Genomic DNA, 17,249 nt, shown 5'->3' with positions numbered 1-17,249 from the left:
CCTTGGGAAAAGCCACGACGCCGAGCCCGCATCGTGCGCGGAGGGGCTCGGCGTCGTGGCGCGGTGACCGGAGTGCATGACGGGAAACCGGTACCGCGTCCTGGGTGTCTACTTGGCGCGCTTGGCCTTGTGGCCGGTCACCTGGGCGATCCAGGTGATGAAGTCGCCCGGGTCCGTGTTGGCGCCGTGGCCCTCGTCCCAGTAGTAGATGTGGTTCACGTCGTCGCCCAGGTTGTCGAGGCGGGCGGCGAGGTTGGCGGCGACCGTCAGCGAGGTGTCCGAGTCCTTGGTGCCCAGCCGGATCCACCAGTGCTTGGAACGGTTCGGGTTCACCTTCTCCACCAGGTGGAACATCGGGTTCATCAGGTCGAGCTTCGCCGGGATGTCACTCGCGACGCGCTTGCTGCTGAGGCCCGTCGAGTCGTTCTTGGCGCCGTACGCCGTGAAGTGGCGGGCCAGGGTGGTGCCCGCGCCGAACTCGTTGTTCTCGCCGGCCGACAGGTCGAAGGCGTCGAAGGCCGGGGTGTCCTTCTTGCGGGCGCCCACGTGGGTGAGGAAGTCGGCCCAGGTGAATGTCGCCTTTCCGCCGGACCAGGTGATGAAGGTGTTGGCCTTCAGATAGGTCTCGCGGGCCGAGTCCGAGAGGGCGGCGAGGTAGGTGGTGGCCGACGGCTCCAGGTACTGCTCGACCAGGTACTCGTCGAGGTTGCGGGCGTTCAGCGGACCGAAGCCGCCGAGGCCGCGCAGCTTCAACCCGGCCTGGTACTCGGCGAATTGTGCCTGCAGCGCCTTCGACACCGTCTGGTCGACCTGCTTGCCGGTGCTCAGGTCGTTGCCGCCCCAGTTCCACTCGTAGGCGCCGTCCGCGTGCTCCAGGTCGGTGATCGGGCACCAGGCGCCGGTCGCGAAGATCGCGTCGGAGGCGTCGGCCGCGCCGATCTCCTTGAGGTACTTGTCGTAGATCGGGCTGTCACCGGACGCGCCGAGCAGGGAGGACAGGGCGCCGCCCGCGCTGGTGCCTGCCGAGACGATCCGCTCGACGTTGCCGGGAATGCGGCCCTTGTTGGACTTCACGTACCGGACGGCGGCCTTGAGGTCGACGATCGCGGCCGGGGCGGTGCCGTAGTACTCGCCACCGGAGTTCTTGAGCGTACGGCCGCGGGCGCCGGGCTCGATCACGACGTAGCCGGCGGCCAGTGCGAGGAGCTGGTTGCTGGAGGTCGCGCCGCCGGTGGCGTTGGTGTTGCCGTTGGCGCCGGGGGCGGAGGCGCTTGCGGAAGTGGAGGCCGACGCACTGGGTGCGCCGCTGGGGGCCGCGCCGCCGCCCATCGCCGAACCGCCGCCACCGACCTCGGTGGCGGTCGCCACGGAGGCGGGCAGATAGCCGCCGACGGAGTTGGCGAACAGGATCGGCGCGTTGCTCGCGTCGACCGCCTTGCCGTCGATCTCCACGGGGGCGCTGACGATCAGCGACTGGTAGGTGGCGTCGACCGGCTTGGCGACGTAGGTGATCGCCTTCCAGAAGTGGTAGACGACCTTGTGCTCCGTGCCCTCGGTGTCCGTGATCGTCTTCGTCAGCTTCGTGTAGGCGTCCGGGTCGAAGACCAGGGCGTCCGAGGAGGAGGACGACGATGTCGAGTCGCTCGCGTTCGCGCTGAGCGCGATGCCGCCGACCGCCGCGACACCGGCGGTGGCGCCGATGCCCATGACTACCGTCCTGCGCTTCACTGCCCTGTGCTTCACCGTGCTGCCTCTCGTCTTCCCGACCGTTCCCGACCGCGTTTTCGGACCGCTTCCTGGCCTTGCGCTTGCGAACGTAATCGGCGGCGAACAAAATCGTCAACAATCTGCCGGGATTCATGGCGGGCCCACAGCGGCACGGCCCGCGCACAGGATTTTCATGGCCCCCTCTCGGCTTTCCTCAGCTTCTGACGTACCGTCAGATTCATGGATGCGATCTGGCTCGACGGAGCGGAATGGCTCGCGGTCCTCCGCATAGGACTCGGCCTGTGGTGGCTGGAGAGCTGGCGGCACAAGGACAAGAAGGCCTGGTTCGAACGCGGCACCGGCATCGCCTGGGCCGCCGACGTAGCCGCCAAACACCGCTGGACCGCGGTCCGTTCGGGCTTCGACGTGATGGTCGCGCCGCGCCCGCGCACGATGGCGTACGTCGTCGTCTACGCCGAACTCGCCGTAGGCCTCGGCCTGGTGGCGGGCTTCCTCACCCCGGTCGCCCTCGTCGGCGGCCTGCTCCTCAACGTCCTCTACTTCACCCTCATGATCCACGACTGGGCGGAGCAGGGGCAGAACGCGATGATGGCGCTCATCTCGGCCGTGGCACTCCTCGCGATGTCCTGGCAGGTGTGGTCGCTGGACGACGCGATCGGATGGTTCCGGTGACCGGCGAGATGCGCCACGCCCCCCGCTTCGACCTCCCCGAGACGGACGCGTTCACCCGAACCTACTGGGACGCGGCCGGCCAGGGCAGACTGCTGATCCGCCGCTGCGCCGACTGCGGCCGGGCCCACCACTACCCGCGCGAGTTCTGCCCCCACTGCTGGAGCGAGAACGTCACCTGGGAGCCCGCGAGCGGCCACGCCACCCTCTACACCTGGTCCGTCGTCCACCGCAACGACCTGCCGCCCTTCGGACAACGGGTGCCGTACGTCGCCGCCGTCGTCGACCTCGCGGAGGGCCCGCGCATGATGACGGAACTGGTCGACTCCGACCCGGCCGACCTCCGCGCCGGAACGCCGGTCGAGGCCGTGTTCCGGGACGGAGTACCGGTCTTCAGGCTTCCGCCCGGGAAAAATGACACACCCCGTGCACGGGGCACTTGATTCAATGGCGCGATGGCCCACATACGCGAGCGGTCCCTCCAGCAGAACCCGCTGCCCGAACTGAACGGCCACGGACTCCGACTGCGCCCCTGGGACGCCGACGACGACACCGACGTCGCGGACTGGCTGCGCGGAGTGTCCGACCCCGAATTCCAGCGCTGGAACACCCCACTCCGCCCGGTCACGGACCTCATCGGCGCCCGCAACTCGCTCCGCTCCCGCGCCGAGGGCGCCGAGGACGGCGTCAGCGCCTCGTTCCGCGTCATGGACGCCGCCGACGGTACGACCCTCGGGCACGTCGGCGTCAACGACATCGACCACATCATCCGCGTCGCCCGCGTCGGCTACTGGACCCTCCCCGAGGCCCGCGGCCGGCACGTCGCCACCCGCGCCCTCACCCTCACCGCCCGCTGGGCCCTGACCGACCTCGGCCTGCACCGCCTCGAACTCGGCCACGCCCTCGGCCACCACGCCTCCTGCCGCGTCGCCGAACGCTGCGGCTTCCCCGCCGAGGGAACACTGCGCGGGGCGACGTTCGAGGCGGGCCGACGCGACGCGTTCCGCGACGTCCACCTGCACGGCCGCCTGGCGACCGACCCGGAGACAGCACTGTGACGGCGACCCCCACCTGGCACATCACCGCGGACCTCGACCAATTCCTGTACCTGGCAGGGGACTTCCTCCGGTCCCGCCCCGCACCCCACACACTCCAACTGACGGTCACGGACACCCTGCGCAGCCGCGGGCGCCACATCTACGGCGACGGCGACCCGGAGTTCGGCGTCCTGGAACGCGACGGCACCGTCACGGCCACGTTCTTCCGCACACCCCCCGGCCGCCTCATGCCGACCCGCCTCACCCCCGGCGAAGCCGAAGCGCTGGCAGCCCAACTAGCCGACAGAGGCACCGAGTTGCCCGGCATCATGGCCGAACAGGACACGGCGACGGCCTTCGCGGAAGCATGGCGACGACGAACCGGATCCGCACCCGAGACCGGCGTCCACCAACGCCTCTACCGTTTGGGCGAGTTGACGATCCCGAACCCCGCCCCTCCGGGCCGCCCAAGAGTCGCGACGGCAAAGGACCGCGAACAACTCATGCGCTGGTACGGCGAGTTCGTGGCGGCGATCGGCGAGCACGGAGCCACGATCGGCTCCGCCGCATGGGCCGACGCACGGATCTCCTACGGCGGCGTCACGCTCTGGGAGACCCCCGACGGAACACCCGTGTCGATGGCCGGAGCCACGGCGAAGGTGGCCGGCCAGATCCGCGTCGCCCCCGTCTACACACCGGCGGACCTGCGGGGCCGCGGCTACGCAGGCGCCGTCACGGCGGAGGTCAGCCGAGCCGCGCGTACGGCGGGCGCGACCGAGGTCCTCCTCTTCACCGACCTCGCGAACCCGACCAGCAACGCCCTCTACCAACGGATCGGGTACCGCCCGGTCACGGACTTCACCGCATACGACTTCGGACACGGCACCGGGCCGAGGTGATACTCGACCCATGGCAACGGAAACGGGACCGGACCTCCACGAACTGCTGAAGTCACTACGGGTATGGGCCCCCGGGACGACAGAACTACGGGCGTTCGACCCGACGACGGCACCGGACACCCCCCTCGCCCTCTTCACGACGTGGTTCGCGGAGGCGGTGGCGGCGGGGGAGACCGAACCCCACGTGATGTCCCTGGCGACGAGGGACGACGAGGGCCTGCCCGACGTACGCATGGTGATGCTGCACGGCGCCGACACGGAGGGCTGGTCCTTCGCGACCCACGCGACGAGCCGCAAGGGCAACCAGTTGAAGAACTTCGCGTACGCCGCCCTCTCCTTCTACTGGCCCCGCCTGGGACGCCAGATCCGCCTTCGCGGCCCGGTCCTCCCCGCACCCCCCGACGAATCCCAGTCCGATCTGCACGCGCGCTCGACGGGAGCCCTGGCAGCGGCCCTGACCGGCCACCAAAGCGAAGTCCTCCCGTCCTTGGACGAGTTGACCCGAACCTCCGAAGCGGCCTGGGAACGCGCCCGACGTGAGCCGGATGCACCGGTCCCGTCCTGGACCCTGTACCGCGTCTTCCCTGATGAGGCCGAGTTCTTCCAGGGCGATTCACTACGACGGCATGTTCGGCTGAGTTATGTCCGTGAGGAGCGGAGGTGGGCGAAGGGGTTGCTGTGGCCCTGAGTTGTGAGGTTGCTGTTGGGCCACTCGCTTCTTGTCAGTGTCGGTCCGTGGAAGCCCGACACTGGCAAAGAAGCGAGTGGCCCAACGGTCACTGAACAAGCAACCTCACGACCAACACCCTCACCCCCGCCCCAACACCACAGTCCCAGAAGAGCAGAACCACCCCCCGGTCCCGGAAGCAGCCCCAAGACGCGGCAACTCACCTCCCCCAACCCTGACTTGACGAGCGCCCGCCTCCCCCCGCAGCTGCCTGACCGCCTCCACCAGCAAGAACAGCCCCCGCATACCCGGATGTTGGGCCGAGAGACCGCCGCCGTCCGTGTTCACGGGGAGTTCGCCGCCGGACACCCGCAAGCGCCCCTTCTCCACGAAGGCGCCCCCTTCACCCTTCGCACAGAAGCCCAGATCCTCCAGCGTCACCAGCGTCATGTAGGTGAACGCGTCGTAGATCTCCGCGAAGTCGATCTCCTCGGGGCGGACGCCGGCTCGTTCGAAGGCCAGGCGGCCGCTCACCGCCGCCGGGGACACCGTGAAGTCGGGCCATTCGGACATCGCGGCGTGCGAGACGTGTTCGCCGGTGCCGAGTATCCAGACCGGTGCGGTACGGCAGTCGCGTACGTACTCTTCCGCCGCCAGCAGGACCGCCGCCCCGCCGTCGGACCGTATGCAGCAGTGCAGTTTGGTGAAGGGGTCCGCGATCATCGGGCCGGCCAGGACGTCGTCCACGGTGATCGGGTCGCGGAACATCGCCTCGGGGTTCAGGGCGGCATTGGCGCGAGCCTGTACCGCCACCTCCGCCAACTGCTCGATCGTCGTGCCGAATTCGAGCATGTGGCGGCGCGCGGCCATCGCGTACTTGGCGATCAGTGTGTGGCCGTAGGGGACCTCGAACTGGAGCGGGCCCCGTGCGCCGAAGGAGAGGTTGCCGGTTCTGCGGCCCGCCTTGATGTCGGCGCGGGCCGTCGAGCCGTAGACCAGCAGTACGGCGTTCGCATGGCCCGCGGCTATCGCGTCCGCCGCGTGCGCCGCCATGACCTCCCAGGTGGAGCCGCCGACCGCCGTCGAGTCGACCCAGGTGGGGCGCAGGCCCAGGTATTCGGCCACCTCCACCGGTGGCAGGGTGCCCAGGCCCGCCGATGCGAAGCCGTCCACCACGGCCCGTTCCAGGCCCGCGTCGGCCAGTGCGCGGCGGGCCGCCTGGGCGTGCAGGGCGTAGGGGGTCGTGTCGTCGACCCGTCCGCAGTCGGACAGCGCCACGCCCACCACGGCGACCTTGCGGCTCCCCGCTGTCATGAGGGGCCTCCTCCCTCTGTGCATATCGTGCCCGGACTCCTAATATGACGGACCGTCAGATCTGGAGGGAAGTGTCATGGACGCCAGCTTCACCGCCGAGCAGGACGAGATCCGCCGTACCCTCCGCGAACTCCTCACCAAGCGCAGTGGGTCGGACCGGCTCCGGGCCGCCGTCGACAGTCCGGCCGGGCACGATCCCGCCCTCTGGGCCGCCCTCGCCGACCGGCTCGGACTGCCGGGGCTCGCGCTCCCGGAGTCGTACGACGGTGTCGGCTGTACGGCCACCGAACTCGCCCTCGCCTGCGAGGAGACGGGCCGTGTCCTTGCCCCCTCCCCGCTGCTCGCCACCGCCGTGCTCGCCGCTCCTCTCGTCCTCGCCCTCGGGAGCGAGGCCCAGCGCGCCCGGCTGCTGCCTCGCATCGCCACCGGTTCGCTGACGGCCGCTCTCGCCGTTCCCGGGCCCGCCCTCACCACCGCCCTCACCCTCACCGGCCCCAACGGCGGCCAGTGGGCCGGCGGCGGGCGCGCGGGCGGGGTGCAGGCCAGGCAACAGGGGGACGGTGGGTGGCGGTTGTACGGGCAGGTCGCGCAGGTGCTCGACGGGCACAGTGCCCAGCTGTTGCTTGTCGCCGCTCATGCCGGGGGGTTCGCCCGGTCGCGGACCTTGGTGTTTCTCGTCCAGGGGGACGCCGTCGGGCTCGTACGGACCCGGCAGACCGCACTCGACGCGACCAGGCCGCAGGCGCGGATCGAACTGCGGGACGTGGAAGCGGAGTTGCTGGGCGCCGATGACAGCCCGCGGCTGCTGCGGGAGTTTTCCGCGCTCGGTGACACCGTCGCCACCGCGCTCGCCGCCGAGGCCGTCGGAGCCGCCGACCGGGCGTTGGAGCGGACCGTTCAACACGTCAAGCAGCGGGAGCAGTTCGGGCGGGCGATCGGGTCGTTCCAGGCGGTGAAGCACCGGTTGGCCGATGTGTATGTGCAGGTCCAGGCGGCCAAGTCGGCTGCCTACTACGCGGCTTGGGGGACCTCCCACGGGGAGCGGGTGGGCGGGCTCGCCCTCGCGCAGGCGCTGGAGGCGTTGCGGGCGGCCGCCGGTGAGGGGATCCAGTTGCACGGGGGGATCGGGTTCACCTGGGAGCACGAGGCCCATCTCTATTTCAAGCGTGCCGCCGGTGACGAACTGCTCTTCGGGCCGGTGCACCGGCTCCGGGCGTACGCCGCCGAGGGTGCGCGTCTCTTCGAGAGCCGTGAGGTGACGGTGTGATCGGTGTGCGGCTGGTGCAGAAGGTTTCGTCGACGCCCGGGTTCGCTCGCGTCGCCCCGCATGTCATCCCCGCCCTCGACCGGGCCGTGCACCGGCTGACCCGCGGGAAGGTGCTGCTCAGCGCCCAGATGCTGCCGGGGGTGATCCTGACGGCGCGGGGTGCGCGGAGCGGGCAGCGGCGGAGTACTCCGCTGGCCTGTATGCCGGTTGAGGACGGGTGGGTTCTGATCGGGTCCAACTTCGGGCGCACGGGGCATCCGGCCTGGACCCGCAACCTCATCGTTCACCCTGAGGCCGAGATCAGTTGGAAGGGTGTGGAAATTCCGGTCACCGCACGGCTGTTGGAGGGGGAGGAGCGGGCCGAGGTGTGGAAGGCGGCCCTCGTCTTCTGGCCGCCGTATGCCACGTATCAGGCGCGGGTGGAGCGGGAGATCCGGCTGTTCCGGATCACACGCAGGGCAGGCGACGGTCCACCTGGGTGAACCGCCGCCCGCGAGACAGGACTTGGGACCTGAGAAGTCAGAACCTGGGAAGCAGGAACCGCTACTTCGTCGGCTTCTTGCCGGTCACGCCCAGGTGGACCAACAGCGCCAGGTTCGGCTTGAGTTCAGCCTGCTTGACGCCCCACGTCTGGAAACCCTTCTGGTGCGAGGCGACCGCCGCGAGCATCGCGACCAGTGAACCGGCGACCGCCGCCGGGTTCACGTCCTTGTCGACCCTGCCCTTGGACTGCAGTTCGGCGACCGCGTCCGAGAGGGAGTTGTTCACGGAGTTGAGGATCTTCATGCGGATCTTGTAGAAGCGTTTGTCGCCCTCGGCCGCTCCGAGGTCGACGACCCGCAGGATCGCGTCGTTCCGGCGCCAGAACTCCAGGAATCCGTCCACGAGTTCCTGGGAGGTCTGCCAGCCGGCCTTGCCGACCCATGACCGGCCGGCGAGCAGTTCGGTCAACTGCCCGCCCTCCGTTGCCATTTGCTCGGCGATTTCCAGGACGGCACCTTCGACGTCCGGGAAGTACTGGTAGAAGGTCGCGGGTGAAGTCCCCGCCTTCCGGGCGACATCGATGACTTTGACGTCCCGGTAGGGGGAGGAGCTGAGCATCTCGCTTAGGCAGTCGAGCAGCTTCTGCCGGGTCGCCTGCCCACGCCGGCCGGCCACGCGGCCGTCGACGGTACGCACTTGTCCTGTCATGCCGTCAGCTTACCGAGGGGTGATCGGAGCGCGATTCGGCCGACTGCAAATGGGGTGCACGAGGGTCCAGAGGGTGGTGTGCCTGGTCTGCGGGGTGCGTGTGTCGCCGCTACTTTGACGGTATGGCCGAAAACAGGGCATCCGCGTACGGAGAGGGCGTCCCCTGCTGGGTGGACGCGCAGCTGCCGGACCTGGCTGCGGGCAGGCGGTTCTACGGTGAGCTCTTCGGGTGGACCTTCGAGGGGGCGTACGGCGGCTCCGTATGGGCCCGCAAGGACGGTGAGCCGGTCGCGGCGCTCGCCCACAAGGCGGACGGGCGGCTGCCGACCGTGTGGACGGTGTACTTCGCGACGCCGGACGTGGTGCGGCTGACCGGGCGGATCCGGGACGCCGGCGGGCAGGTGTTCATGGCGCCGATGCCCGTGGGGGAGCTGGGCACGGCCGCCCTCGCGGCCGATCCGGAGGGTGCCGTGTTCGGGCTGTGGCAGGCGGCCCGCCATCCGGGTTTCGGGGTCCGGCACAAGGCGGGCACCTTCGGCTGGGCCGAGCTGTACGCCCGCGACACGGAGAGCGCGAACACTTTCTACGGCGGACTTTTCACAGACGCCCTCTTCGGACCGGAGGCCGCTCCCGACTTCGGGCGGGCGCCCGTGTCCGACGTGTTCCCGGTGGAGATGCCGCCGCATTTCCTCGTTCACTTCCGGGTCGACGACATCACCGCTGTTCTGGGGGCCGTGCGGCGGCTCGGCGGGCGCGTTCAGGTCCCGCCCTTCGAGACGTCGTACGGAAATGTGGCCGTCGTCACCGACAATCAAGGGGCGTCGTTCGCGCTGCAGCAACGTTGACACCTGGACGTTTGTCCGGAGATATGCCGAGACACCCCGATTAGTCGCCGGGTTCGCAACCTGTGGCCCGGCCAGGAAGAATCAGGGTGCGTGCCGCCATGGCGGTGCGGTGGTGAGACGCTGCACGGGGTCGCGTACATATGTGGGTGACGTGGCCCGTACGGGGAGGTGGCAGGCAAGTGGTGGATCAGCTGACGCAGCACGATCCGCGGCGGATCGGGCCGTTCGAGGTGCTCGGGCGGCTGGGCGCGGGCGGCATGGGGCTGGTCTATCTCGCGCGCTCGGCGTCCGGCCGGCGGGTGGCGATCAAGACCGTGCGGACGGAACTCGCCGAGGACCAGCTGTTCCGGGTCCGTTTCACGCGCGAGGTCGAGGCCGCGCGGGCTGTCTCCGGGTTCTACACCGCTGCCGTGGTCGACGCCGATCCGCGGGCGGCCGTGCCGTGGCTGGCCACCGCGTACGTTCCCGCGCCCTCCCTCGAAGAGATAGTGAACGAGTGCGGGCCGATGCCGGCCCAGGCGGTGCGCTGGCTCGCGGCGGGGGTCGCGGAGGCGTTGCAGTCCATTCACGGGGCGGGTCTTGTTCACCGTGACCTCAAACCGTCCAATGTGCTCGTGGTCGAGGACGGGCCGCGGGTCATCGACTTCGGTATCGCCTCCGGTGTGTCGAACACCCGTTTGACGATGACGAACGTGGCGGTGGGCACCCCCGCCTACATGTCTCCCGAGCAGGCCAAGGACTCCCGCAGCGTCACCGGCGCGAGCGACGTGTTCTCGCTCGGCTCGATGCTCGTGTTCGCCGCCACCGGACACCCCCCGTTCCACGGCGCCAACCCGGTCGAGACCGTCTTCATGCTGCTGCGCGAGGGCCCCGACCTCGCCGGTCTCCCGGACGAACTGCGCCCCCTCATCGAGTCCTGCATGCAGATGGAGGCCACCGGCCGCCCGAACCCGGCCGACCTCCAGGCCCAGCTCGCGCCCCATCTCTTCGGCTCCGGCTCCGACGACAGCGGTACGGCCTCGGCCTGGCTGCCCGAGCGCGCGGTGACCCTGATCGAGACCCGGCGCGGCGGACGCCCGCCCGTGAAACCGACGCCCACCGCGGGCCGCAGCGGTGGCGGGCGCGCCGCCGTACCGCCGCCGCCCTCCCACGACCCCGTGGTGCCCGTCCCTGTCGGTGCCCCCGACACCGGGCCCGTACGACTGGCCGGCGCGCCCGTGCCGATCGGCCCCGGTCCCCGGGTCGCCGACGCCCGTGCCGCCGCCGTGAAGGCACCCCCTCCGGAGGCCGGCCTCGTCGCCTCCTGGTCCCGGCCCCGGCCCGGCGTCAACGGCACCGACGCCGCCGTAGGACCCGCCGTACCCGCACCGCCGCCGCTGCCCCCGGAGACCGCCTCCGGCTGGCGCCCCTGGCGGTTCCGGATGTCGAACGACGTCTGGGGCACCCCGACCGTCGCCGGCGACCTCGTCTACGTCACCTCCTTCGAGGTGCACGCCCTCGACGTGCAGACCGGCCGCCGCTCCTTCAAGACCAGGGACGTCGCCTGGTCGATGGCGGTCGCGGACGGCCGTATCCACGCCTCGGACGGCCCCACCCTCTTCGCCCTGGACGCCCGCGAGGGCGGTGACCTGTGGCGGCTGTCCACCGAGGCCTGGGTGTACTCCCTCAAGGCCGAGCGCGGCACCGTCGTCACCGGCACCCGCGGCGGTGGAGTGCAGGCCTGGGAGGCGTCCACCGGGCAGCAGCTGTGGCAGCTGACCGGCGCGCAGACCGACTTCGAGTCCCCGGAGGCGGGCCCCGCGCTGCACGACGGCACCGTGTACGTGTGGCAGGACGCCCGGCTGCGCGTCCTCGACGCCCGGACGGGCGACGAGCGCTGGTCGTACCCGATCGGCGACGCGGCCTCCTGCGGGGGCGTACCCGTACGGGTCACCGCCGCCCCGGACGGTCACGTCTACGTCGCCGCAGGCACCCGCGTCCTGTCCGTCGAGGTGGCGAGCGGCCGGGTCCGCTGGCACTTCGAGGCCCCCGCGGTCTTCCTCTGCGCCCCGACCTTCGCCCCCGGCCCCGCGGTCACCGGAGGCGGCATCTACCTCGCCGACTACCTCGGCACCGTCTACGCCCTCGACGCCGCCGACGGCCGCGACCGCTGGCGCATCGCGACCGAACCGCGCGCCTCCATCGAACCCGTCCTCGTCGCCGCCGGACACGTCCACGTCGGCAGCGGCAAGGGCCTCTACACGCTCGACGCGGTCACCGGCACCCCCAAATGGCGCTTCCAGGCGGGCGGCGACATCGTCGGCGCCCCCGCGGTCGCCGAGGGCCGGATCCACTTCGGCTCCACCGACCACCTCCTCTACACCCTCAAGGCCGACGACGGCCGGCTCCGCTGGAAGCTCGCGACCGGCGGCGAGATCACCGGGGCGCCCGTCGTCCGGGACGGTGTCGTGTACGCGTGCAGCAAGGACCGCTGCGTCTACGCCCTCGACGCGGAGAAGGGGACGGGCACCGCAAGGACCGCGTGAGCGGGGCCTGTTGAGATCGGTACCATGAGCGGATGCAAACGCGGGGGCGCAGGCTCAGATTCACGGCAGTACTGGCACTGACGGTTCTCACCCTCACCGGCTTCTCCACCGGACGGCACCACAGCAGCAGCCGGCACCGGAGCGGCAGTGGTGGCGGCGGGTGCAGCAGTTCGAGCCAGGACCACGACACGTCCACTTCACGCCGGTCCACCTACCGGTCCACGCCCACCCCCACGGCCTCCGGGGACGGGAACTCCGCACTCGGCAGGGTGACGCTGGTGAGCTGCGCGACCGACGCGAAGCCGTACGCCGTCGTCGAGGTCACCAACCCCAACAACCGCAAGCTCACCTTCGACCTCTCGGTGACCTTCATGGACAAGCAGGACCTGAGGATCGAGGACGTCCACCCGAAGAAGACCGTGCCCGCGAACGGCACAGTGCGCGTCAAGGTCAAGTTCGGTGGTGGGGAATCCGGCGAGGTGCTCGACCACTGCGAGGTGGATCCCACGGCTCTCTGGGAGTGACTCCCGCCCTCACCTCACCCGGAACCCGTTCCCGCGGGCGGCGAACAACTCCGCCTGCCGTTCGGTCGGGAGATTGCCGAGGGCGATCAGCGGCGGCGCCTGCGCATAGGCCTGCGCCCGCGCCGCCTCCTTCGCCGCCCACAGCGCCCGTACGGTGCCCTGGACACCCTCGGTCGGATACCCGGCGATGACGGTCGCACAGGCCACGGCGGCCGCCAACGCCCCACCGGGCGGCGCGAGTTCGGACACGAGCCCGATGTCGTACGCGCGCCGCGCCGAGATCCGCTCGGCCGTCCCCATGAGCATCATCCGCGCCACCTCGCCGTACGGCATCCGGTGCGCCATCAGCACCGACTCGTAGGCGCTGACCATGCCGTAGGTGGTGTGCGGGTCGAAGAACACGGCGGTCGGGTCGGCGACGACGAACTCGCTCTCGCCCAGCAGATAGAAGGCCCCGCCGCAGGCCATCCCGGCCACGGCGGAGATCACCGGCTTCCACAGGTCGTTGGCCTTCGGCCCGATGCGCAGCAGCGGATCGTCCTGCATGTAGGGCGAGTCGGGCTGCGGCACGACCGCGTCCCGGTCGAGGCCGGTGCAGAACGCCCGCTCCCCGGCCCCGGTGAGGACGACGGCCCGTACGGTGTCGTCGAACCGGAACTCCCGCCATACGGCGGCCAGTTCGGCGGCCGTGGCGAGGTCGACTGCGTTCAGCTTGCGCGGCCGGTCGAGGGTGACGACGGCGACCCCGGTGTCCTTGTCGGCGGCGATCCGAAGCGTCATGACCGCTCCAGAACCCACTGCGGAAGCCCGTCCGCGTCGAACACCACCTGCACCCGCGCCCCGATCCGAACACGTTCAGGGGCAAGGGAGTTGAGAGCGGCCCCCGGCCCGCTGACCAGATTCCCGACCAGCCGGATCCGCGGGACGTCGACCAGCTCGACGACGATCACGTTGTACGGCGCGACGGCGGCGTAGCCGGGCAGCAGCGGCGGATGCGGGAAGACGTACGACCACACCCGCCCGCGCCCGCTCACCTGCCGCCACTCGCTCGCGAAGGACTGGCAGTGGGGGCAGCAGGGGCGGGGCGGGAAGCGGGGTTCGGCGCAGGCGGCGCAGGTCTGGACGCGGAGTTCGCCGGCGCGGGCGTACTCCCAGAAGGGGGCGCCGTCGGTGTCGGTCACGGGGGAGAGCATGGCGGTCAACTCCTCAGTAGGAGTGCGGAGGTGGGGACGCCCTCGCCCGCCGTCACCAGGCAGGTGGCGGCGTCCGGGACCTGGGCGGTGCTGGTGCCGCGCAACTGCCGTACGCCCTCGTTGATCAGGTTGAAGCCGTGGACGTACGCCTCGGAGAGCCCGCCACCACTGGTGTTGAGGGGGAGCCGCCCGCCGATTTCGAGGGCACCCCCTTCCGTGAAGGCGCCGCCCTCGCCGCGCCCGCAGAAGCCGTAGCCCTCCAGGGAGAGCGGGACGAGGGCGGTGAACGCGTCGTAGATCTGGGCGACATCGACGTCCTGCGGGGTGAAGTCGGCGTGTTTCCACAGGTGTCGGGCGGCGGTCCAGGCGGGTCCGGTGAGCGGGTCGTCGTTCCAGTAGTTGACCATGCCGTGGTGCTGGGCGGGGAGGCCCTGGGCGGCGGAGTGGATGTGGACGGGGGTGCGCCGGCAGTCGCGGGCGCGCTCGCGCGAGACGACCACGCAGGCCAACGCCCCGTCCGTCTCAAGGCAGTTGTCGAAGAGGCAGAGGGGTTCGCTGATCCAGCGGGAGGTCATGTACATCTCGCGGGTGAGCGGGCGGTCGTACATGATCGCGGCCGGGTTCTGGTTGGCGCGGTTGCGGCAGGCGAGTGCGACGTTGAACAGGTGGTCGCGGGTCGCCCCGTACTCGTACATGTAGCGGCGGGTGAGCATGGCTATTTCGTCCGCCGGCCGGAGGAGTCCGAAAGGGCGGGTCCACTGGGCGGGGGTGGGGAGTTGGCGGTCGGTGTTGGTCCAGGGTCTCGCCCCGCTGCCCCGCTTCCGCGACCGCCAGGCCACGCCCACCGTCGCCTGCCCGGCGGCGATGGCGGTGGCGAGATGCGCGACGGTCGCGCAGGAACCGCCGCCGCCGTACCCGACCTTGCTGAAGAAGGTCAGGTCGCCGAAGCCGACCGCCTTCGCCAGCTCGACCTCGTCGGTCTCCTCCATCGTGTAGGAGGCGAGGGCGTCGACCTCGCCGGGCGCGATGCCCGCGTCGTCGAGCGCGGCGAGCACGGCACGACAGGCCAAGGTCCGTTCATCCTCGGGGAGTTGCCTGGCGAAGGAGGTCTGTCCGATGCCGACGATCGCGGTCGCGTCCTTCAGTCCGGCCATGCGCTGTCCGGCCATTCTCCGTGCACCTCCGAGTGACACCGGGAAAGCTGACAGGGCGTCAGGCTACAGCTAATCTGACGGACAGTCAGCTACTGGGTACAGGGAGGCCGTTCATGCGCGGAGACAGGGAATGGGGCAGCATCCCGGGCCTGGTCCGGTCGGCCGCGGAGCGGTACGCGGACGCCGAGGCGGTGGTCGAGGGCCGCGCGCGTATCTCCTACGCCGAACTCGGCGCCCGGGTGGAACGCGCGGCGGCGGCCTGTCTCGCCGCCGGAGTCGAGGTCGGCGACCGGGTCGGCATCTGGGCGCCCAACTCGCTGGACTGGATCGTCTCGGCGCTCGGCGCGGTGTCGGCGGGCGCGGTGCTGGTGCCGCTGAACACGCGCTTCAAGGGGACCGAGGCGGCGTATGTGCTGCGCGGCAGCGGGGCGCGGCTGCTGTTCGTGACCGGGACGTTCCTGGGCACGTCGTACGTGGCGTCGCTGCGCCGGGCGGCGGGGGAGGGGGCGGGCGACGGCCCGCTGCCCGGACTCCCGGCGCTGGAGCAGGTCGTGGTCCTCGCCGACGACGCACCGGCCGACTTCCGCACCTGGAAGGACTTCCTGGCGGGCGGGGAGGGGGTGGGCGAGGCGGAAGTGCGGGCGCGGGCAGGGGAGTTGGACGGCTCGACGGTCTCGGACATCATCTTCACCTCGGGCACGACGGGCCGCCCGAAGGGCGCGGTGATCACCCACGCGCAGACCCTCCGCGGCTACGAGATCTGGAGCGACCTGGCCGGGCTGCGGCAGGGCGACCGCTATCTGATCGTGAACCCCCTCTTCCACACCTTCGGCTACAAGGCGGGCGTGATCGCCTGCCTGATGCGGGGCGCGACGATGATCCCGCAGCCGGTGTTCAACGTGGACACGGTGCTGGCGAACATCGCCGCGGAACGGGTCTCCGTCCTCCCCGGCCCGCCCACCCTCCACCAGTCCCTCCTCGACCATCCGGCCCGCGACACGCACGACCTGTCCGCGCTGCGGCTGGTGGTGACCGGCGCGGCGGTGGTGCCGTTGCGGCTGGTGGAGCGGCTGCGGGGCGAACTGGGCGTGGGCACGGTCCTGACGGCGTACGGCCTCTCGGAGGCCAGCGGCATCGTCACCATGTGCCGGCGCGGGGATGACCCGTCGGTCATCGCGTCGACGTCGGGGCGGGCGATCCCGGGCACGGAGGTCCGGGTGGAGGCACCCGTCGGCTCCCCGGGCGAGGTCCTGGTCCGCGGCTTCAACGTGATGCGCGGCTACTACGAGGACCCGGCGGCGACGGCGGAGGTCCTGGACGCCGACGGCTGGCTGCGCACCGGTGACGTGGGAGTCCTGGACGAGGCGGGCAACCTGCGGATCACCGACCGGATCAAGGACATGTTCATCGTCGGCGGCTTCAACGCGTACCCGGCGGAGATAGAGCAGCAGCTGGGTCTGCATCCCGATGTGGCCGACGTGGCGGTGATCGGCGTACCGGACGCCCGGCTCGGCGAGGTCGGGAAGGCGTACGTGGTCCGGCGACCGGGGGTGACTCTGACCGGCGACGACCTGATCGCCTGGGCCCGCCGCGAGATGGCGAACTACAAGGTGCCGAGGGTGGTGGAGTTCGTGGGGGAGCTGCCTCGGAACGCGAGCGGGAAGGTGGTGAAGGGGGAATTGCGGGGGTCGTGACCCGTCGTGACGCGTGGAATGGCACTCGACTGCTTGGTGCTGGACAGCGAAGGGCTGCCGTCCGGCGACGACTGCCATCGACGCCGCGCCGGCAGTCGTCGCCGGACGGCAGCCGGGCGGGGGCGTGCTGTACGTCCCCGGACATGCATCGGCCGCGACGGCTCCCCCTCGGTGCCGCCGCGGCCGATCCCCCCGTACCGGGAGAAGGTCTAGCCGGGTCCGGATGTCACGTCACGTGGGTGTTGTCCGGGGTGACGGTCCCGCCGTCCTCGTCCTCGTCCGCGATCACCGTGACGTGAGTGTTCAGCGGCTTGATCGGGCTGCCGGTCACATGGGTGTTGAGTGGTGTGATCTCCTCACCGGCGGGTTCGTCGGTGACGTGGGTGTTGTCCGGCGTGACCGTGTCGTTCTCGGTGTCGCTCATGGTGGTGCCTCCCCTGTTGGAACAAGTCGGAACTGTGAGAGACCCGTCCGGTCACTCCCCCGAGGATGACCGGACGGGCACTCGGTCGCCCACCCTAGATGCCGGGCCCGGCGACTTC

18 protein-coding genes are annotated in these 17,249 nt (G+C 70.6%); 11 read left to right on the top strand and 7 right to left on the bottom strand.

The features are described from left to right. Positions 1-108 precede the first annotated feature (108 nt). Positions 109-1,707: a subtype B tannase gene (locus ACIBJH_RS04985; protein ID WP_399115409.1), complete on the bottom strand. Its 1,599-nt coding sequence runs from the start codon at positions 1,705-1,707 to the stop codon at positions 109-111. Positions 1,708-1,947: 240 nt separating this feature from the next. On the opposite strand from ACIBJH_RS04985, the gene ACIBJH_RS04980 reads away from it, so the two are divergent. Genes ACIBJH_RS04980 through ACIBJH_RS04960 form a run of 5 tightly spaced genes read left to right on the top strand, consistent with a single transcriptional unit; the run spans position 1,948 to position 5,021 of the window. Further along, positions 1,948-2,400, top strand: a complete 453-nt coding sequence (locus ACIBJH_RS04980; protein WP_399115408.1) for a DoxX family protein — start codon at positions 1,948-1,950, stop codon at positions 2,398-2,400. An 8-nt stretch (positions 2,401-2,408) separates the two neighbouring features. Next, positions 2,409-2,840, top strand: coding sequence for a Zn-ribbon domain-containing OB-fold protein (locus tag ACIBJH_RS04975; RefSeq protein WP_399115609.1), 432 nt, complete (start codon positions 2,409-2,411; stop codon positions 2,838-2,840). A gap of 12 nt (positions 2,841-2,852) precedes the next feature. Next, the gene (locus ACIBJH_RS04970) at positions 2,853-3,455 is read left to right on the top strand and encodes a GNAT family N-acetyltransferase (RefSeq protein WP_399115407.1); all 603 of its coding nucleotides are present in this window, start codon (positions 2,853-2,855) and stop codon (positions 3,453-3,455) included. Continuing rightward, positions 3,452-4,333 (top strand): GNAT family N-acetyltransferase, encoded by an 882-nt coding sequence (locus tag ACIBJH_RS04965; RefSeq protein ID WP_399115406.1) that lies wholly within the window; start codon positions 3,452-3,454, stop codon positions 4,331-4,333. The genes ACIBJH_RS04970 and ACIBJH_RS04965 overlap by 4 nt, the downstream gene beginning before the upstream one ends. 10 nt (positions 4,334-4,343) lie before the next feature. Further along, positions 4,344-5,021, top strand: coding sequence for a pyridoxal 5'-phosphate synthase (locus ACIBJH_RS04960; protein ID WP_399115405.1), 678 nt, complete (start codon positions 4,344-4,346; stop codon positions 5,019-5,021). A 120-nt stretch (positions 5,022-5,141) separates the two neighbouring features. Here the strand turns inward: ACIBJH_RS04960 and ACIBJH_RS04955 are convergent, their stop codons facing one another. Then, complete coding sequence (locus ACIBJH_RS04955) at positions 5,142-6,314, bottom strand: thiolase C-terminal domain-containing protein (RefSeq protein ID WP_399115404.1); 1,173 nt, start codon at positions 6,312-6,314, stop codon at positions 5,142-5,144. A 76-nt stretch (positions 6,315-6,390) separates the two neighbouring features. Between ACIBJH_RS04955 and ACIBJH_RS04950 the strand changes: the two genes are divergently transcribed. Both ACIBJH_RS04950 and ACIBJH_RS04945 read left to right on the top strand, forming a co-directional pair. Then, a complete protein-coding gene (locus ACIBJH_RS04950; RefSeq protein ID WP_399115403.1) occupies positions 6,391-7,581 on the top strand; it encodes an acyl-CoA dehydrogenase family protein in 1,191 nt (396 codons plus the stop codon). Then, on the top strand, positions 7,578-8,063 hold the full coding sequence (locus ACIBJH_RS04945) for a nitroreductase/quinone reductase family protein (RefSeq protein WP_381244132.1): 486 nt from the start codon (positions 7,578-7,580) through the stop codon (positions 8,061-8,063). The genes ACIBJH_RS04950 and ACIBJH_RS04945 overlap by 4 nt, the downstream gene beginning before the upstream one ends. A gap of 61 nt (positions 8,064-8,124) precedes the next feature. Here the strand turns inward: ACIBJH_RS04945 and ACIBJH_RS04940 are convergent, their stop codons facing one another. Continuing rightward, the gene (locus tag ACIBJH_RS04940; protein WP_019075507.1) at positions 8,125-8,760 is read right to left on the bottom strand and encodes a TetR family transcriptional regulator; all 636 of its coding nucleotides are present in this window, start codon (positions 8,758-8,760) and stop codon (positions 8,125-8,127) included. A gap of 134 nt (positions 8,761-8,894) precedes the next feature. Here ACIBJH_RS04940 and ACIBJH_RS04935 point away from each other — a divergent pair, with 134 nt between their 5' ends. The 3 genes from ACIBJH_RS04935 to ACIBJH_RS04925 all read left to right on the top strand — a co-directional run bounded on the left by ACIBJH_RS04935 (position 8,895) and on the right by ACIBJH_RS04925 (position 12,666). After that, entirely contained in the window at positions 8,895-9,617 is a 723-nt protein-coding gene (locus ACIBJH_RS04935) for a VOC family protein (protein WP_399115402.1), read from the top strand. A gap of 179 nt (positions 9,618-9,796) precedes the next feature. Beyond that, entirely contained in the window at positions 9,797-12,142 is a 2,346-nt protein-coding gene (locus ACIBJH_RS04930) for a PQQ-binding-like beta-propeller repeat protein (protein ID WP_399115401.1), read from the top strand. Positions 12,143-12,174: 32 nt separating this feature from the next. Next, positions 12,175-12,666 carry a hypothetical protein gene (locus tag ACIBJH_RS04925; RefSeq protein ID WP_399115400.1) on the top strand — a complete coding sequence of 164 codons (492 nt, stop codon included), beginning with the start codon at positions 12,175-12,177 and terminating at the stop codon, positions 12,664-12,666. Between the two features lie 9 nt (positions 12,667-12,675). Here ACIBJH_RS04925 and ACIBJH_RS04920 read toward each other — a convergent pair whose 3' ends face one another. Genes ACIBJH_RS04920 through ACIBJH_RS04910 form a run of 3 tightly spaced genes read right to left on the bottom strand, consistent with a single transcriptional unit; the run spans position 12,676 to position 15,013 of the window. Continuing rightward, entirely contained in the window at positions 12,676-13,446 is a 771-nt protein-coding gene (locus ACIBJH_RS04920) for an enoyl-CoA hydratase/isomerase family protein (RefSeq protein WP_399115398.1), read from the bottom strand. Further along, on the bottom strand, positions 13,443-13,859 hold the full coding sequence (locus ACIBJH_RS04915) for a Zn-ribbon domain-containing OB-fold protein (RefSeq protein WP_399115397.1): 417 nt from the start codon (positions 13,857-13,859) through the stop codon (positions 13,443-13,445). The genes ACIBJH_RS04920 and ACIBJH_RS04915 overlap by 4 nt, the downstream gene beginning before the upstream one ends. A gap of 5 nt (positions 13,860-13,864) precedes the next feature. Further along, entirely contained in the window at positions 13,865-15,013 is a 1,149-nt protein-coding gene (locus tag ACIBJH_RS04910; RefSeq protein WP_399115608.1) for a lipid-transfer protein, read from the bottom strand. 113 nt (positions 15,014-15,126) lie between these two features. Between ACIBJH_RS04910 and ACIBJH_RS04905 the strand changes: the two genes are divergently transcribed. Continuing rightward, positions 15,127-16,707: a FadD3 family acyl-CoA ligase gene (locus ACIBJH_RS04905; protein WP_399115396.1), complete on the top strand. Its 1,581-nt coding sequence runs from the start codon at positions 15,127-15,129 to the stop codon at positions 16,705-16,707. Between the two features lie 226 nt (positions 16,708-16,933). On the opposite strand, the gene ACIBJH_RS04900 is transcribed toward ACIBJH_RS04905, so the two are convergent. Then, the gene (locus ACIBJH_RS04900) at positions 16,934-17,131 is read right to left on the bottom strand and encodes a hypothetical protein (protein WP_399115395.1); all 198 of its coding nucleotides are present in this window, start codon (positions 17,129-17,131) and stop codon (positions 16,934-16,936) included. Positions 17,132-17,249 lie beyond the last annotated feature (118 nt).

Origin of the sequence: Streptomyces sp. NPDC050548, assembly GCF_044457385.1 — a bacterium.
Taxonomy (GTDB): domain Bacteria; phylum Actinomycetota; class Actinomycetes; order Streptomycetales; family Streptomycetaceae; genus Streptomyces.
Note: the sequence above shows the minus strand (reverse complement) of the source record. Positions and strands in the feature narration are given on the sequence as shown.

Coding starts and splice junctions, on each gene's coding strand:
- ACIBJH_RS04985 (WP_399115409.1), bottom strand. CDS start 1,707: ATGGGCATCGGCGCCACCGCCGGTGTCGCGGCGGTCGGCGGCATCGCG.
- ACIBJH_RS04980 (WP_399115408.1), top strand. CDS start 1,948: ATGGATGCGATCTGGCTCGACGGAGCGGAATGGCTCGCGGTCCTCCGC.
- ACIBJH_RS04975 (WP_399115609.1), top strand. CDS start 2,409: ATGCGCCACGCCCCCCGCTTCGACCTCCCCGAGACGGACGCGTTCACC.
- ACIBJH_RS04970 (WP_399115407.1), top strand. CDS start 2,853: ATGGCCCACATACGCGAGCGGTCCCTCCAGCAGAACCCGCTGCCCGAA.
- ACIBJH_RS04960 (WP_399115405.1), top strand. CDS start 4,344: ATGGCAACGGAAACGGGACCGGACCTCCACGAACTGCTGAAGTCACTA.
- ACIBJH_RS04955 (WP_399115404.1), bottom strand. CDS start 6,314: ATGACAGCGGGGAGCCGCAAGGTCGCCGTGGTGGGCGTGGCGCTGTCC.
- ACIBJH_RS04950 (WP_399115403.1), top strand. CDS start 6,391: ATGGACGCCAGCTTCACCGCCGAGCAGGACGAGATCCGCCGTACCCTC.
- ACIBJH_RS04935 (WP_399115402.1), top strand. CDS start 8,895: ATGGCCGAAAACAGGGCATCCGCGTACGGAGAGGGCGTCCCCTGCTGG.
- ACIBJH_RS04925 (WP_399115400.1), top strand. CDS start 12,175: ATGCAAACGCGGGGGCGCAGGCTCAGATTCACGGCAGTACTGGCACTG.
- ACIBJH_RS04920 (WP_399115398.1), bottom strand. CDS start 13,446: ATGACGCTTCGGATCGCCGCCGACAAGGACACCGGGGTCGCCGTCGTC.
- ACIBJH_RS04915 (WP_399115397.1), bottom strand. CDS start 13,859: ATGCTCTCCCCCGTGACCGACACCGACGGCGCCCCCTTCTGGGAGTAC.
- ACIBJH_RS04910 (WP_399115608.1), bottom strand. CDS start 15,013: ATGGCCGGACTGAAGGACGCGACCGCGATCGTCGGCATCGGACAGACC.
- ACIBJH_RS04905 (WP_399115396.1), top strand. CDS start 15,127: ATGCGCGGAGACAGGGAATGGGGCAGCATCCCGGGCCTGGTCCGGTCG.
- ACIBJH_RS04900 (WP_399115395.1), bottom strand. CDS start 17,131: ATGAGCGACACCGAGAACGACACGGTCACGCCGGACAACACCCACGTC.